The sequence below is a fragment of the Parafrankia elaeagni genome (assembly GCF_000374165.1).
In the GTDB taxonomy this organism is placed as follows: Bacteria; Actinomycetota; Actinomycetes; order Frankiales; family Frankiaceae; genus Parafrankia; species Parafrankia elaeagni.
Genome location: NZ_KB893775.1, coordinates 1 through 16178, shown reverse-complemented (window position 1 = coordinate 16178; position 16178 = coordinate 1). Strand labels below are relative to the sequence as shown.

Annotated in this window: 14 protein-coding genes; 3 read left to right on the top strand and 11 right to left on the bottom strand. The window is 69.6% G+C overall.

The features are described 5' to 3' along the window. Positions 1-153: 153 nt before the first annotated feature. Genes B207_RS0128930 through B207_RS0128920 form a run of 3 tightly spaced genes read left to right on the top strand, consistent with a single transcriptional unit; the run spans position 154 to position 3549 of the window. Entirely contained in the window at positions 154-990 is an 837-nt protein-coding gene (locus tag B207_RS0128930) for an IS5/IS1182 family transposase (protein WP_018638110.1), read from the top strand. A 22-nt stretch (positions 991-1012) separates the two neighbouring features. Next, on the top strand, positions 1013-1867 hold the full coding sequence (locus B207_RS0128925; RefSeq protein WP_326829287.1) for a carbon-nitrogen hydrolase family protein: 855 nt from the start codon (positions 1013-1015) through the stop codon (positions 1865-1867). Further along, on the top strand, positions 1864-3549 hold the full coding sequence (locus B207_RS0128920; protein WP_018640185.1) for a flavin monoamine oxidase family protein: 1686 nt from the start codon (positions 1864-1866) through the stop codon (positions 3547-3549). The genes B207_RS0128925 and B207_RS0128920 overlap by 4 nt, the downstream gene beginning before the upstream one ends. A gap of 53 nt (positions 3550-3602) precedes the next feature. Here the strand turns inward: B207_RS0128920 and B207_RS0128915 are convergent, their stop codons facing one another. The 11 genes from B207_RS0128915 to B207_RS42450 form a co-directional block, all read right to left on the bottom strand. Then, on the bottom strand, positions 3603-4517 hold the full coding sequence (locus tag B207_RS0128915) for an ACP S-malonyltransferase (RefSeq protein ID WP_018640184.1): 915 nt from the start codon (positions 4515-4517) through the stop codon (positions 3603-3605). Next, a complete protein-coding gene (locus B207_RS36190; RefSeq protein WP_018640183.1) occupies positions 4514-6007 on the bottom strand; it encodes a class I adenylate-forming enzyme family protein in 1494 nt (497 codons plus the stop codon). Before B207_RS36190 ends, B207_RS0128915 begins: the two co-directional genes overlap by 4 nt. Before the next feature lie 102 nt (positions 6008-6109). Then, a complete protein-coding gene (locus B207_RS0128905; protein WP_018640182.1) occupies positions 6110-7228 on the bottom strand; it encodes an agmatinase family protein in 1119 nt (372 codons plus the stop codon). A gap of 235 nt (positions 7229-7463) precedes the next feature. Further along, positions 7464-8105, bottom strand: a complete 642-nt coding sequence (locus B207_RS0128900) for a response regulator (RefSeq protein WP_018640181.1) — start codon at positions 8103-8105, stop codon at positions 7464-7466. Next, on the bottom strand, positions 8102-9277 hold the full coding sequence (locus B207_RS0128895; RefSeq protein WP_018640180.1) for a sensor histidine kinase: 1176 nt from the start codon (positions 9275-9277) through the stop codon (positions 8102-8104). The genes B207_RS0128900 and B207_RS0128895 overlap by 4 nt, the downstream gene beginning before the upstream one ends. Positions 9278-9312: 35 nt before the next feature. Beyond that, a complete protein-coding gene (locus tag B207_RS0128890) occupies positions 9313-10176 on the bottom strand; it encodes an ABC transporter permease (protein WP_018640179.1) in 864 nt (287 codons plus the stop codon). Continuing rightward, positions 10173-11003: an ABC transporter ATP-binding protein gene (locus B207_RS0128885; RefSeq protein ID WP_018640178.1), complete on the bottom strand. Its 831-nt coding sequence runs from the start codon at positions 11001-11003 to the stop codon at positions 10173-10175. The genes B207_RS0128890 and B207_RS0128885 overlap by 4 nt, the downstream gene beginning before the upstream one ends. Before the next feature lie 200 nt (positions 11004-11203). Beyond that, positions 11204-14044, bottom strand: coding sequence for a helix-turn-helix transcriptional regulator (locus B207_RS0128880; protein ID WP_084692374.1), 2841 nt, complete (start codon positions 14042-14044; stop codon positions 11204-11206). An 840-nt stretch (positions 14045-14884) separates the two neighbouring features. Continuing rightward, on the bottom strand, positions 14885-15100 hold the full coding sequence (locus tag B207_RS42665) for an IS66 family transposase (RefSeq protein ID WP_407671478.1): 216 nt from the start codon (positions 15098-15100) through the stop codon (positions 14885-14887). Continuing rightward, the gene (locus B207_RS42455; RefSeq protein WP_326829289.1) at positions 15052-15378 is read right to left on the bottom strand and encodes a hypothetical protein; all 327 of its coding nucleotides are present in this window, start codon (positions 15376-15378) and stop codon (positions 15052-15054) included. The genes B207_RS42665 and B207_RS42455 overlap by 49 nt, the downstream gene beginning before the upstream one ends. Before the next feature lie 10 nt (positions 15379-15388). Then, positions 15389-15946 carry an IS66 family transposase gene (locus B207_RS42450; protein WP_268258229.1) on the bottom strand — a complete coding sequence of 186 codons (558 nt, stop codon included), beginning with the start codon at positions 15944-15946 and terminating at the stop codon, positions 15389-15391. Positions 15947-16178 lie beyond the last annotated feature (232 nt).

Sequence of the window (16178 nt, the reverse complement as noted above, 5' to 3'; positions counted from 1 at the left end):
TGAACCTTTCCCCGTAACGAGTCGTCACGCTCCGCGTTTGGTTGCTGTGAGTGACGGACGGGCGGTGCGTCGGGGGTGGTAGGCGACGAAACGCGAGGCCTCGGTAGGAAGTAGTCCTTCCACAGATCAACTTCCGAGAGGCCCCGCGTCGCGATGAGCATCCCATATGTCTCCTACCTGCCCGTCAGCGATCACACGTTCTGGGGTCTGGTCCGCATCCTGGCGGCGGAACGCGAGCGCATCGGCACGCGGAACGGGACCCGGAAGCTCGGCTGCGCCGACCAGGCCACGGTCGTGATCCGCTGGTTCTGCGACGGCACCAAGGTCAGAAGACTCTGCGAGGATCACGGGATCAGCAGGAGCGTGTGCTACCGCGCGATCCACGAGGGTCGAGCGCTGCTGGCCTGGCAGGCGCCTGACCTGCGCAATGCCCTGATCGCCGCGAAGATGGCCGGCTACGACCATGTGATCGTCGACGGCACCCTCGTCGAGACCGACCGCCTGTCCATGCCCGGCCCGACGAAGGGCGTGGACCTGTGGTGGTCGAAGAAGGCCCACAACCACGCGGGCAACATCCAGGTCGTCACCGCCCCGGACGACGGCTTCCCGCTGTGGGTCTCCGACGTCCGGCCCGGCCGGGAGCACGACCTGACCGCGCTGCGTGCCTCAGGCGCGATCGGGGTCCTGCGGGAGTGGACAGGCGACGAGCTCCACCGGGTCCTGTTCGACCTTGGTTACGAAGGGTGCGCGACCCAGGAGGGCCCGCTCGCGATCCCGTTCAAGAAGCCGAAGGGTGGCACCCTCACCGACGAACAGAAAGGCCACAACAGGATCCACAACGCGCTGCGCGCCGTCGGCGAACGTGGAAACGCCCTACTCAAGGGCACCTTCGGCGTCCTGCACAACGTCACGATCGACCCCTGGCAGATCGGCTCCGTCGCGAAGGCCTGCCTCGTGCTGCTCCACATGGAGCACCAACGCACCACCTGAAGGTCAACCCACACACACGGAGTTGTCGCTACCGAAAGCGACGACAGGTTACCGGGAAAGGTTCATTGCGTGCTGGCAAGCCGGTCGACGCCCGGCCGGGCGCGGCTTCGTGGCGCGCCTGCGTGACGTGGTCGCCGAAGCCGCCCAGGCGGGTGCCGCGCTGCTCGTCACGCCGGAGCTGTCCGCCACCGGCTACCAGCTCGGCAGGGGCCGCACCAGGCAGGTCGCCGAGCCCGCCGACGGCCCGCTGCGCGACGCGGTGAGCGCACTGGCGCAGGCCAGCGGCGTGTCGATCGTCTACGGCTGGCCCGAGGCCGCCGACGGCGTGCTCTACAATTCGGTGCATCTGATCGACGCCACCGGCCGCGTCGCCGCGCACTACCGGAAGACCCACCTCTACGGCGAGTTCGACGCGGGTACCTTCGCCGCCGGCAGTGATCCGGTGGTCCAGGCCAGGATCGGCGGTCGCACCGTCGGGCTGGTCATCTGCTACGACGTCGAGTTTCCCGAGCTGGTCCGCGCGCACGCGCTGGCGGGCACCGAGCTGCTCGCCGTACCGACCGCGCTGACGCGTCCCTGGGAGTTCGTGGCGCGGACGCTGGTACCGGCCCGGGCCTTCGAGAGTCAGCTCTTCATCGCGTATGTGAACTGGACCGACACCGAACCCGACGGCTACTGCGGGCTGAGCCGGCTGGTCGGGCCCGACGGCCTCCCGCTGGCCGAGGCCGCCGGTGGTGAGGCCGTCCTGATCGGCCGCCTCGACCCGGCCGCCCTGGCAGCCGCCCGGCGGGCCACGCCGTACCTCCTCGACCGCCGACCAGACCTTTACGGCGCGCTGACCGACCGTCAGGCGCCCGCCTCCAGGGAATCCTCATGACGATCGCGACCTCCGGCCCACGGCCCGCCGGTCAGCGTGTGTCCGACCCGGTCACCATGTTCGGGCCCGACTTCCCGTTCGGCTACGACGAGTGGCTGCGCCATCCGGCCGGGCTGGGTGTGATGCCCCCCGCACGCCACGGGACACCCGTCGCGATCGTGGGCGGTGGGATGGCCGGCCTGGTGGCGGCCTACGAGCTGATGCGCCTCGGCCTGCGTCCGGTGGTGTTCGAGGCGGAGCAGCTCGGCGGACGGATGCGCTCCACCACGTTCGAGGGTCATCCCGGCGCGGTCGCCGAACTGGGCGCGATGCGGTTCCCTCCGTCCGCGACCGCGCTGTTCCATTACCTCGACCTGGTGGGGCTGTCCACCGCCCCGTTCCCGAACCCGCTGGCGGCAGCCACGCAGGCGACACTCATCGATCTCAACGGCCGCGGTCACTGGGCCCGCGGCACGGACGACCTGCCCGGCGTCTTTCAGGAGGTGGGCGACGCGTGGGCGAAGGTGCTGGAGGAGAACGCGGCGTTCTCCACGATGGAGGATGCGATCCGGCGCCGGGACGTCACCACGATCAAAACGATCTGGAACCGCCTCGTCCTGGAACTGGACGACCAGTCCTTCTACGGTTTCCTGGCCGCCTCGCCGCCGTTCGCCTCATTCCGGCACCGCGAGATCTTCGGCCAGGTGGGGTTCGGCACGGGCGGCTGGGACACGGATTTCCCGAATTCGATGCTGGAAATCCTTCGGGTGGTTTACACCGGCGCGGACGACCGGCACGTCCGCATCCTCGGCGGCTCCCAGCAGCTGCCGCTGCGGCTGTGGGAGCACATCCCCGACCGCGTTGCGCACTGGCCCGGGGGAACCTCGCTCGCGGCACTGCATCCGGATGGTCCGCGCCCAGCGGTGACCCGGGTGGGCCGCGTCGACGGCGGCATCCAGATCACGACGGCGGCGGGTACACAGACCTTTCCCGCCGTGGTCCTGACCCCCCAGGTACGTCTGCTGCTGACCAGGGTGGACTGCGCGGAGTCGCTGTTTCCCACCGAGGTGTGGACGGCCATCGAGCGCACCCACTACATGGGCGCGTCGAAGGTGTTCGCCCTGACCGACCGGCCGTTCTGGCAGACGGTGAACCCGGCCACCGGCCGGCCGCTGATGGGCATGACGCTCACCGACCGGACTCCGCGCGGGGTCTACCTCTTCGACGACGGGCCGCAGGCACCGGGCGTCATGTGCCTGTCCTACACCTGGAACGACGACTCGCTCAAGGTCGTCGGCCTGCCGCCGGACGAGCGCCTCGACATCATGCTGCGCAGCCTCGGCCGCGTCTATCCCGGCCTCGACATCCGTGCCCGCATCATCGCGGACCCGGTGGCCGTGACCTGGGAGAGCGAGCCGAACTTCATGGGCGCGTTCAAGGCGAACCTGCCCGGCCACTACCGCTACCAGCGCCGGCTCTTCGGCCACTTCATGCAGGATGCGCTGCCCGAGCACCAGCGCGGCGTCTTCCTGGCCGGCGACGACATCTCCTGGACCGGTGGCTTCGCGGAGGGCGCGGTGACCACCGGTCTGAACGCCGTCTGGGGAGTCCTCAACCACCTGGGCGGCCACACCCCGGGCTCCAATCCCGGCCCCGGCGACGCCTTCCCGGCCATCGCCCCGCACGAACTCCCCTACGTCTGACGAACTCCCCTACGTCCGACTGATGTCCTGCCAGGCCGTTCCCAGCAATGAGGTCAGCGTGACCTGGGGCGGCGCAGCACACGGCGGAGGTCGACGAGTTCGATCTCGAAGTTGTCGAGCGTCGGGCGAACGCGGTGGAACATGTTGTCCGGGCCGGTGATGTACAGCGTGCGCACCCCCTGGGCCCGGAGCGACCGGACCGTGTCAGGCCAGCGGATGGCGCGGACGAAACCGTCGGCCAACGCCTCCCGCAGCGCGTCCGGGTCGTTCAGCACAGTGCCGTCCTGGTAGGACACGACGGGGACGCGCGGTGCGGCGAGTTCGTACCGAGCCGACACGTGGGCGGCGATCCGGTCGCGCAGGCCCGTGAAGATGCCGGCGTGAGCGGGCGGACGCATCGTGTACAGGCAGTAGCCGCCGGCCTCGCTGACGCCCGCCTTGAAGCGGTCCAGCTCGTGCTCGCGGAGCGAGACCATGTGGAAGTCCGCGTCGAGATAGCCGGAGATCTCATACCAGTCGCTCAACCCGTCCAACAGCGGCCGCAGGCGCTCCTCGGGCACGCGGGTGAAGGACTGGGTCACGACATCCCCGTGCTCCGCGCCGAAGTACTCCCGCTCGGCCCGGGCGATCTCCGCCACCAGGCGAACGGTGTCGGCGACGGGCAGCGCCCCGGTGTAGGCCAACGCCGGCCGCTCGCCGAAACTCGGCCCGACGCAGCACGCCGGTTCGGCGCCCAGTTCGCGTTCCGCCCAGGCGGCGAGTGCCAGCGACCCGACCGCGAACGAGACCTGGACGGCCTCGGCGTAGTCGTCGTCCCCGGCCTCGGCGAGAGCGTCGGCCAGGTGGTACCCGAGCGCGTCGCTCGCCTCGGCGACCAGCTGGCGGCCTGCCGGGTCGATCATCAGAAACTTGCCCAGCTCGTTGCGGCGCACCGGCCCGAGTGCCGGGAAGAGAATCGCCGTGCTCATGCCACGATGCTCGTGGGCTCACCCGTGCTCTGGTCGGCGGAGGCGCCCAGCTCGGAGGGGGCGCCCAGCTCGGACGCGCCGCTGCGCTCCGCGGCGCGGCGGGTGAGCTCGTGACGGTCGGGCTTTCCGTTGCGGTTGAGCGGGAGCCGGTCGAGGACCACCACCCGGTTCGGCTGCTCGTACACCGGCAGCACGGCGCAGATCCGTTCCCGCCAGTACGCGGCACTGCGGGAGCGCTCGTCCTCGACGAAGAAGACGAGGGAGGCGCCGCGCCGCTCGTCGGGCAGCGCAATGATCTTCGTCGAGCAGCCGGTGGCGGCGACCCGGGACTCGATGACCTCCGGATAGAGCGTGTGGCCCATCCGGTGCACGGCGAGCTTGCGCCCGTCGACGAAGAGGTTGCCGGCGGCGTCCAGATGACCGAGGTCGCCGGTGGGCCGCCAGCCCCGCGGCTCCGGTCGGAGCTCACCGGATTCGTCGAGGTAGCCCTCCATCAGGTCCGGGGTGTCGATCACGATCTCCCCCACCTGGCTGTGCCCCAGTTCGGTGCCCTCGTCGTCGACGATCCGCACACCGATACCGGCCATGGACCGGCCGGTGCCGATCGGGTTCTCCGGGGTGGCGAAGGAGATGTTGCCCAGCTCGGTGCTGCCGTAGCTGTCCAGGAGCGGATGTCCGGTCAGGTCGACATACCTGTCGACCAGGGTGGGGTCGAGGGGGGCGGCACCGCTGCAGAACATCCGTACGGTGGCCAGCTGCGCCGTCAGTTCGGCTCGCCGGCTGACGATGTTGTGGAGGGTGCGGTACGTGGCGGGCGTCGCGTCGAGGACGGTGGCGCCGGTCTGGGCGGCCATCCGCAGCGCCCGGTCGACACGGCGGTAGGGCGCGATGACGAGCGAGCACCGCACGATCCACGCGATGAGCACCATCGACAGGCCGTACTGGTGGTTGAACGGGAGCAGCGGCAGGAGCACGTCGTCGGGGCGGTGCCCCATGTGCGCGGCGTTGCGTTCCAGGTTCCTGATGAAACGCGCGCCGGTCTTGACCACGCCCTTGGGTGCACCCGTGGAGCCGGACGACCACATGATCAGGCCGTCGGGAAGGCCGCACCAGGTGTCGATGCGGATCCGTGCCCGGGCCTCGCCGTTGCGCCCGGCCGCGGCGGCCAGCAGCTCGTAGATGTGGCTGACCGTGACCCCGGTGGGCGGGACGGCGTCGTCGTCCACAATGCACAGCGACACGGTGGCCACCTCGCAGATCCGGGTCGTCTCCTCGCCCAGCTCCCGGTGGTCGACGAGCACGATCGAGGCGCCGACGTGCATCAGTGCGAAGAGCGTGGTCACGTACCCGGCCGAGTTGCCCGCCTTCAGAAGCACCCGCGCCCCGGCGGTGACCCCGCGCTCGCGGAGCACCAGGGCCACGGCGGTGGCGGTACGTTCGAAGTCCTCGAGCGTCTGCGCGGAGTCCGCGCCGAAGATGGTGGCGGTCATCGGCTGTGACGTCCTTCCGATCCGAGCGGATCATGCCTCGGGAAAGGCACTCAGGCCAGTGGGAAAGGCACTGAGGTCAACTGAGGTCAGCGGGAAAGGCACTCAGGCCAGCGGGAACTTCAGATCCCCCGAGACGATGGGATTGAGGTAGTCGGCGGTGGTGATACCGCTCTTCTTCATCGCCAGCCCGGTGATGCCCTCGAAGATGGCGCGGCGGGCGTTCATGGTGGTGCTGTAGCCGGGATCGAGGTGCGGCGCGACCTCGACCACGTCGATACCGATGACGTTGGTCTCGGCACAGATGCGCCGCAGCGCGGGAAAGAGCTCGCGGGGCGTCAGGCCGCCGGGCTCCGGGGTTCCGGTGCCGGGCGCGTACGCCGGGTCGAGCACATCGATGTCCAGGGACAGGTACACGAACTCGGGCCCCGCCTGGATCTCCTCGATCACCCGGTCGATGACCGCGGCGGCGCCGATCCGGTCGATCTCAGCCATGAAGTGTGTCCGCAGCCCGTTGCGCCGCATCCAGTTGAGGAGCCGGTCGTCGGGGCCGCTCGGGGTGCGCAGGCCGATCTGGAAGAAGTTGCGGCCGGGCATCGCCTTCTCCTCGATCAGCCGCCAGATCGGGGTTCCGTGGGTGACCCGGTGCCCGAAGATGTGCTCGTGACAGTCGGGGTGGGCGTCGAAGTGCACGACGCCCACCTTGTCCGGGCCGTAGAGGTCCGCGAGCGCCCCCACACTCGCGATCATCAACGAGTGGTCGCCGCCGATGATGACCGGTACCGCACCGACGTCCACCACCTCGCGGACCATTCCGCCGATCGACGGCAGCGAGTTCTCCACACTGAAGATGTCGACCGGCGCGTCCCCGTAATCCACCACTCGCAACACGTTGAACGGGCTTACCCGGGTGCTCGCGCTGACCAGAAGCTCAGGGGTGTTGAAAATGTACCGCTCGTCCGCCCGGATGGCCCGGGGCCCGTACGCCGCCCCGCGGTGACCGGAGGATGAGTCGAGCGGCGCGCCGAACACGGCGACGTCCACCTGCCCGGCCCGCAGATCCTCCTGGTTCAGGCAGAACGGCACGCCCATGAAGGTCGGAATTCCGCTGTAGGCGGCCTGCACGTAGCTTCGTCGCAGATCGATAGGGCCAGGCTCGCGCTTCGGTGCCGCCGACCGGTCAACGGGAATGTTCCAGGCCTCGTGGTCGCCGGACTCGATCACGCCGCTCCCTAGGACTCGGTTCGGAATCCGCCCATGCGGAATGCGCCTTCGCAGACTATTGACCGCCCCCGATTGTCTGACCAACCCCTTAGCGACCCCTGCTCGACCTGGCCCGCCCCGTACCGCCCCGTACCGCCCCGTAGGGCCGCGTGCCGCCGTGTGCCGCCGTGTGCCAACCTGTATTCGACGGCCGAATCGGCGAAGAGCAGGCCGTGGGCGCAGTGGGCGCAGTGGGCTATGATTCCTCAATCGTCGATCGCGGGATCAGTCCCGCGTCGAGTGCGGCCACCACCGCCGCGGTGCGGTCCGACACGTCGAGTTTGTTGAAGATACGCAGGACGTAGGTCTTTACCGTGGCCTCGCTGATGTAGAGTTCCCGCCCGATGTCCGCGTTGGTGAGCCCTCGTGCGATGAGCCGGAGAACCTGCGCCTCCCGCCGCGAGAGCAGCTCGGCCTCGGGGCGCCGGACCCGCTGCAGCAGCCGGCCCGCCACCGCCGGCGACAGCACCGTCTCCCCGCGCACAGCGGCCTGGATCGCCTGCACGAGGTCGGCCGGCCGGGTGTCCTTCAGGAGATAGCCGGCGGCACCGGCCTCGACCGCGCGCAGGATGTCACCGTCGCTCTCGTAGGTCGTCAGGACCACCACCCGGGTCGCCGGCAGGGCCGCCCGGATCTCGGCCGTGGCGCTCACCCCGTCGCCGCCGGGCATGCGCAGGTCCATGAGCACGACCCGCGGCGCGAGGGCGCGGGCACGCTGGACGGCCTCGGAGCCTGAGGACGCCTCGCCGACGACCTCGATCCCGGGTGCGGCGTCGAGCATGGCCCGGATCCCCATCCGCACCACCGGGTGATCGTCGACGAGCAGGACGGTGATCACCCGGCCGGCACCTCGAGCCGCACGGTGCTTCCCGCTCCGGGCTGTGACTCGATGGTCAGCCGGCCGGCGGCCTGGCTGACCCGCTCACGCATCGACCGCAGCCCGTGGCCGGGTTCGGTCAGGTCGAGAGCGAAGCCACAGCCGTTGTCGCGCACCTCCAACGTCACCTCGTCGGCGTCGAAACGCAGCAGCATGTCGACCGTGGTGGCCCTGGCGTGCTTACCGACGTTGGCGAGCGCCTCCTGACCGCCGCGCAACAGCATCACCTCCAGCGGCGTGTCCAGGGATCTGGGGGCGCCCTCGACTCTGAGCGTCCCGTCCACCTCGTGCACTTCGCCGAGCCGGTCGAGCTCGCGCCGGAGCGCGTCGGGCAGCGCGGCGGGCATCGCCTCGGTGGCCGGCCGGGCGGCGATCAGTGAGCGGGCGTCGGCCAGGCTTTCCTCGGCGGTCCGCCGCGCGACGGCGAGGTGTCGACGGGCGCGCTCCGGGTCGGCCCGCAGAATGGTGTCGGCGGCCTGCATGAGCATGAGCGCGCTCGACAACCCCTGAGCGATGGTGTCGTGGATCACGTCCGCGAACCGATCCCGCTCGGCGGCCTGACCCGCCTCGTAGGAGAGCCGGGCGAGCTCGGCCCGGGTCCGCTCCAGATCGCGGATCAGGGTGGCCCGCTCCGCGCTCTGCCGGATGATGTACTGGGCCCAGGCCCCGATCACCGCCGACAGCGCCAGCCCGATCAGCGCCGGCAGGAACGGGCCGGTCAGCACGCTGCCGACATCCGGCGCGTAGCACAGCGCCGTGCCGAACCAGCCGAGGCCGAGAACCACCACGGTCACCGTTCCGCCGGTGGCCCCGAGCATCAGGAACGCCTGCGCGCACAGTGCGAACAGCGCGGTCGCGCTGGCCGGTGCCAGCCAGGCCGCCACGGGAAACACGGCCACGACAGCAGCCTGGTAGAGCAGCGGTGGCCAGCCTCTTCCGGGCACCGCGATCAGGCGTCGCCCCACCGCGAGATATCCGGCCGTGAGCAGCCCCAGCAGCAGGACGGCTCCGACCCGGTGGGGCACCGGAGGGTCGTCCGTCAGCGTCAGTGCCGTACTCGCGATCGCGACGAGGGCGAAGTACCCGTCCCAGATCGGGAGACGGCGCACCCACTCGTCGTTGCCCGCGCGCACCGAGGAGTTCGGTGGCGGATTTCTCGGTGGCGGACTCAGCCGTCCTTGCGGCTCTGCCAGCGGAAGGTGGTCAGGCACAACACGAAGCCTCCGATACACCAGGCGCCCAGGACGAGCGCGATTCGTCCGTGCTCCCACGCGCCGGCGGGCTCCAGCGCCGCCGCGGAATCCGAGAGAAGGACCGAACGGAATCCCTGCGCCAGCCATTTCAACGGGAAGAGAGCCGCTACCTGCTGGAACGCCGAGGGCAGCAGACTGATGGGCACGATGAAGATGCCGGAGACGAACTGCAGAACCAGAAACGGCAGGTTGACGATCGGCGCGGCACTGCGCACGGACCGCGGCACACTGCTCATCGCCACGCCCAGCAGCGAACACGCCGTCACGCCGAGCAGGAAGACCCAGGTGAACGTCAGCCACCGGGTGGGATCCGTCGGCACCTGCAGGTCGAAGACCAGCGCACCGAGCACCAGCACGATCGCGAGTTCGATGAGCCCGGTCACCAGCACCAGGATCACCTTGCCGACGAAGTACGCCGCCGGTGGCAGGGGCGCCCGGTGCAGGCGCTTGAGCGTGCCGTCCTCGCGGTCGCTGGTGATGCCGATGGCCAGGTTCACGAAGCCGGTCGAACCGATACCGGCCGCGATCATGCCGGCGGTGAGCAGCTGGCTGGAGCTGACTCCGGACGCCTCCGGACCGTTCGGCATCGCCCGGTCGAAGATCGAGCCGAGCAGTATGAGCAGCACCACGGGCAGCGCGAAGGTGAAGATCACCGCGTCTCGCTCCCGGAAGAACATCTTCAGTTCCAGCGCGCCTCTCGACAGCGCGAGCGCGGGGAGCGACGGCGCCCTGGAAAGGGACGGCTTCGCGGTGATGGACGGCTCCGCAATGGCTGTCATCGCGCCGTACCTCCGATCAGGTCGAGGTAGACGTCCTCGAGGGAGGGTCTGGTGATGGTGATGCCGGGCACGTCGCCACCGAACCGCTCCGCGAGTCTGATCGTCGTGCCCACCGGATCGTGGGTCTCGATCTCCTGGAACTCGTCGTTCTCCAGCCACCGCACCCGCACGGTCGCCTCGGCGCGGCCGCCGAGCACGTCCGGGGTGTCGACGGCGACGAGCCGGCCGCCGGCGATGACCGCGACCCGATCCGCGAGTGCCTCGGCCTCGTCGAGGTAGTGGGTGGTGAGCAGGATGGTGGTCGCCTGCTCGGCGGCAAGAGTGCGCAGCAGCTGCCAGAACTGGCGCCGGGCCTCGGGATCGAAGCCGGTGGTGGGTTCGTCGAGGAAGAGCAGACGCGGCCGGCCGACGACGCCGATCGCCACGTCGACCCGGCGCCGCTGGCCGCCGGAGAGCGTCCGGATCCGCTGATCGGTCTTGTCGGTGAGGCCGACGAGCTCGATGATCTCGGCGGGGTCCCGGGGGTCGGGGTAGTACCGGGCGAAGTGCCGGAGGATCTCGCCGACGGTGAGCTCGGCCATGTCGTGGGCGTTCTGCAGGACCACGCCGATGCCGTGGCGCCAGCTCATCGGGGCTCGTTCCGGATCCTCGCCGAGCACCCGGACCTCGCCGGAATCCCGCTTGCGGAAGCCCTCCAGGATCTCGACCGTGGTGGTCTTGCCGGCGCCGTTCGGGCCCAACAGGGCGAAGATCTCTCCGTCGCCGACGTCGAGGTCTATGCCGTCGACGGCGGGCACGCCCCGGTAGCTCTTGCGCAGCCCGCGCACGTGTATGGCATCAGTCGTAGCGTCGGTCGTCACCCGGGCAGCATGACCCGCCGCGGGGGCGTCCCGGGACCACCGGCTGGCTGACACATGTCCTCCTTAAGATGGACAACGGGGCACCGCGACGGCTCAGCTCAGTCAGCCGGCCTGGCCAGGCAGCCCGGCCAGGCGGCCCAGGTAGGCGGCCCAGCCGGGCAGCCCGGTCAGGCGATGCTGCTGATGTCCGCCGGCAGTTTGGCCAGCAGATCGTTACGGCGGGTTATCCGCAGCTTGCGGTAGACCCGGGTCAGGTGTTGCTCGACCGTGCTGACCGTCACGAAGAGCTTGTTCGCGATCTGCCGGTTGGTACTGCCCTGGGCCGCCAGGACCGCCACCCGCCGCTCCGCATCACTCAGGGCCATCAGCAGTGCCCTGGTGTCGACCTCAGAGGGCGCGTCGCCGTCCTCGTCCGCCTCACTCAGGTCGGGCAACAGCGTCTGGCACAGGGCATCGGCATGGCCTGCCGCGGCCAGGCTCCAGGCCCGCCGCACCGTGATCCGGGCCCGGTGCGAGTCCTCGACGGCCCGATAGGCATGACTGAGGTCGGCCAGCGTGTAGGCCAGTTCCAGGCTGCTGCCGACCGGCCGCAGGATCTCGGCCGACTCCCGCAGCAGGGCCACCCGGCTCGCCACATCACTGGTAGCCGCCAGTAGCCGCAGTGCGATGCCCCTGGTTCGGGTGAGCTCGCCGGTGAGCTGGCCCAGCTGCGCCTCGATGAGGTCACGGGCGTGCGTCGGCTGCCGCAGGGCCAGGTGGGCCCGCGCGGCGTCCAGACGCCACGGCATCAGCGCCGGCTGGTCCATGTTCCAGCGGTCCATGAGTTCACCGCAGGTCAGGAAGTCGTGCAGAGCGGCCTCGGGCCGGCTGGTGGCCAGATAGAAGCAGCCGCGTGCCTGCAGGTAGCGCAGGTAGCGAAGTCCCCGGATGTCATGGACGGTCTCGTCCGGTACCGGGTACTCCAGCATCCGGGCAGCGTCGTCGAGCCTTCCGCGGGCGGTCATCGCCATCAGCGCGATCGACACCGGCCAGCTGATCGCCGCCCCCCAGCTCTCCGGGGAGAGCCGGGCGAGCGCGCTCTCGGCGCAGCACTGCGCGTCCAGGAGATGGCCCTGCCGCAGCGAGATGTCCGCCCGGACCGTCGAGAGGATCGCGTCCCACGTCGGGGCCTCGCGGTCCGCCGCCTGGGTGACCAGCCGGTCGCACCAGAGCGCGGCGGTCTCCAGCTGGTCGGCATGGATCAGAATGGCCAGCGACACCACGACCAACGAGATCGTCCGGTCTCCCAGCCGGCACTGTCGAAGTGCCTGCTCGGCAGCCGTGACGGCATGCTTGTCCACGCCCTTGCTGAACATCGTCTCGAGCCGGTCGGCAAGCAGCTCACGGGTGCCGGCAGGGCAAGAGACCGAATCCTCGCTCTCCGGCACCCTGCGCCAGTCGAGGACGCCGGGGTGGAAACAGGCGGCCGACACCCGGTTGAGTCGGATCCCGGCACCGTCGCTTCCTTCGATGTCCTGGACGTCCGCCCGGTCGAGGATGGCCACCGCCTCCCGGTGCTGACCGAACCAGAGCAGAATGTCCGACGTCATCAGCATGTCCCGCACCGACAGGAGGCCGGCACACGCCATCGCGCTGACCTGGGTGAGACGATGCCGGGCCTGCTGGGGGTTCATGCGCCATTCGGCCACCAGCAGCAACGCCCGGACCGCCGCCCGGTCCGTCTCGGTGAGGCTGGCGTCGTTGGCCAGGCCCAACAGGCGCCTGGCGAGCGCACAGCCCGCACTGTCGCCGTTGTCCAGCAGCTCTTCGGCCGCCACCCGCAGGATCGGGACCGCCCAGGCATCAACGGCGAGCCCGGAGGCGAGCAGATGGTTCGCGATGACGAGCGGTGCGGCGCCGTCCTCGTGCAGCAACCGGGCAGTGCGCAGATGCAGCTCGCCGAGTTCCGCGGCCGGCGTGCTGTCGACAACGGCGTCGCGGGCGGACGGGTGAGGCAGCCGACCCCTGTTCAGCAGCCCGGACATCTCCAGCTCGGCCGCGCGGCGGGCGACGACGGCGGTGTCCAGGCCGGCCAGCCGAGCCAGCGGTACCAGGCCGGAGGGAAGCTCCTTGTCCAGCAGCGCAGAGGCACGCAGTACCTGCTGGGTCTCGGTGTCGCAGCGGCCGAGGCAACGGCTGACCGCCCGTGCGTAGTCGCTGCCGGTCGCTATCAGCCCGGCCTCGCTGACGCTGCCGGGGATACCGCGTGCTTCCAGGTCCGCCGCCAGTGCCCGCACCAACAGCGGATTGCCGCCGGTCGCGGCATGACAGGCCTGCGAGACCTCCGGGGGGACGTCGGAATGGCGCGCCTGGAGAAGTTCGGTGACCTCGTCGAGGGTCAGCGCCGGGACCCGGAGCCGGTCCCACGGGCTCTGCTCGAGCAGCTCACGGTAGATCAACGGATCCGTCGGATCACCGAGTTCGCTGCCGCACAGCGCCATGACCAGGCGTTCGTGGCCGATACGGCGAGCGAGATAGAGCAGGCCACGCAGCGAGAGAGGATCGGCGTGCTGCAGATCGTCGATGGCCAGGAGGACGGGAGTGCGCTCGCTCAGATTCTGCAACGCGGTGAAGGTGGCGTGCACCGTCAGCGCGAAGCGTCGGCCGTCGCCCTGCTCAGGCTCCGCCACCGGGAACACCGCGGTCCGCTGCACCCTGCGGACCAGGGTCGCGACCGCGGGCATGGACCGCGCGATCGGCTCACCACAGGCCAGCGGGTAGGACTGAAGCGGGACGTCATGACAGAGCTGGTTCAGCAGGCCCAGCGGCAGCCCGCGTTCCGCGCGGGTACCGGAACCGGACAGGACGAGGTATCCGCGCTCCGCGGCCAACGTGGCGAATAGACGCAACAGGGTGGTCTTGCCACTTGCCATCGGACCGGTGATTGCAATGGAACTGCCAAACCCCGTTCGGGCACGGTCCAGGACCTTTTCAAGGACAGCGACCTGCTGTTTTCGTTCGACAAACACTGCGTGTCGCCCTCCATGCGTCGGTCTCCCCCAGAGCCGCCACTCGCGACCACCGAGTCGACACAGCGCGGAGAGGTAACGTGTTTCCGACGTCGCGGCAAAATCCGCGCCGATATTACATTCGGAACAGCCATGGATTGGACCGACTCCGGACGATGCCCGAAGGTGCCCAGAAAGAGCTTATCGATCGATAAATACACGGTCAAGAAACAAGACATGTACCGGAGATTACAAACAACTATCAATGTTGAACTTATGGTGGCTACCAGCCGCCACAGAACACCATCCCGACGGATAACACGTATGAGGTACATCCAACACGGCAGGTTTCACACCGGTCCACAGACCTCCATAGCCGACCAGTGCGCGCCATTCAATAACGCACAGCTACCACAAAACGACTTTCTGTGTGCGGAAATCCGTGGTGCGCGACAACCACCCCGCGATCCGCCTGGACCTCTGTGAGGCACACGACAGAGCAGCGCGATGGCCGCGACCCCCGGAACGGGACGAAAACCGAAGATCAGCTACTCATCGTGAGCGATCAACGGCCCACGAGTGGTCCGAGCCACGGCACCGCTTCGCACGCGGCATCGACGGCCTCCCCTTCCGTCGGGTACTCCCGGCCAGAGAAGTAACTGACCGGCGTCCACGCTCCCATGTCCTCGGGATCCCGGTGTGAACCGCCCCGGGTTCGGTGGAGACCGGTCCGTTTGAGAGGACCGAGTCGTGTCCGCTCCCAGGAGTGTCGAGAAAACGGCTCTGCTCCACTTTCGGTGGTGACGGAGCGTTACCGAGCTTTAATTTTCGTAACTGGTCAGGTACCGCTTTGATCTTTGGTTAGGTGGTTGCGGGCATCCAGGGGCGGCCCTCGGCGAGTTGGACGAGGGCGGAGAACTGGGGGATGCCGTGTTTGGTGGCGGTGGACAGGTAGCTTCGGATCGCGCAGAACTGGCGGGCGCCGGTGAGGGTGCGGAGACACCCGGAGACCTTCTGCCGCAGTTTGATCATGCGGATGTCGCGTTCCGAGCCGTTGTTGTCCGCGGGAACCCGCAGGTCACGGGTGAAGCGCAGGTAGTCGGTCTCGCGGTCGACGAGGCGGCAGGCCAGGGCGTGGCGTGGCGGGCGGCCATGAGTTTCGTGCCGCGGGGTGAGGTCTGGCTGATCCCGATGTGGGCGGCGTGGCGCAGCTGGCGGGTGTGGGTGGCCAGCGCCTTCGGGTCGACCGGCGTGCCGGTGGTGGCGGCGTCGACGGTGAGACGGTGCAGGGCGACGAGGGCGTCGGCGGCCTGGGTGGCCCAGCACCAGGTCCCGGCCGGGGCGGCGTCGCTCACGGCCTGCAGCTCACGCGGCACGTGGGCGACACACAGCTGATGGGTGGCGGACGTGTAGGTGTTCATACGGCGCCCAGGCGTCGTGGACCACGACCCCGGTGAAGCCGGTCAGCACCCCGAGGGCGTCGATCCCGCCGGTTCCGCGCTGGGGATGGCAGTCGATGAGGGTGTACTTCCCGGTGCGGGCGCAGTGCACCCAGTGCAGCCGCCCGGCGACGCGCAGCCCGGTCTCGTCCGCGCCAACCACCTCGGCGCCGGCGAGCAGGTCGCGCACAGCCGCGAGGAAACCGGTCAGGTCGGCGGCGGCGCGGGCGGCCATCGCCGCGACCGTGCCCGCGGACAGGGGGATCCCGACCAGCTCGGCGAGCGCGGTCGCGGTCCGGTCCTTCGACAGGAACTGGCCGGAATACAGGTAGACCGCCGCCGCGGTCACCCGCGGCCCGTACTGGACCGGGGCGTCCACCCCGGCCGGTGGGGTCGCCTTCGTCCGGGCCCCGCAGCCACATTCCCGCTCGAGGGAAAATGAGGTGACTGGTGGTCGTGACGGGCCCACGGCGCTGGTGACCACGCTGGAACGGGCAAGGCCAGGTGGTGACCGCGCTGGGACAGGGCGCGTCGGTGCCGGGGCCACGCCGAGTCACCCACTGCCTGGGGCGCGGGGCGTTGGCGGGCGGGCTGACGCCCGCCGTGGGCTGGGCCCGGGCATGGGTGACGCTGTGTTCAGTTCCTTGTCAGGCAGCTCTCGCGGGGCCGGTGGGCGGTGCCGGCCGTTTGGTGAGGACTACGTCGTAGCCGAGCGA

Coding starts and splice junctions, on each gene's coding strand:
- B207_RS0128890 (WP_018640179.1), bottom strand. CDS start 10,176: ATGACAGCCATTGCGGAGCCGTCCATCACCGCGAAGCCGTCCCTTTCC.
- B207_RS0128930 (WP_018638110.1), top strand. CDS start 154: ATGAGCATCCCATATGTCTCCTACCTGCCCGTCAGCGATCACACGTTC.
- B207_RS0128920 (WP_018640185.1), top strand. CDS start 1,864: ATGACGATCGCGACCTCCGGCCCACGGCCCGCCGGTCAGCGTGTGTCC.
- B207_RS36190 (WP_018640183.1), bottom strand. CDS start 6,007: ATGACCGCCACCATCTTCGGCGCGGACTCCGCGCAGACGCTCGAGGAC.
- B207_RS0128915 (WP_018640184.1), bottom strand. CDS start 4,517: ATGAGCACGGCGATTCTCTTCCCGGCACTCGGGCCGGTGCGCCGCAAC.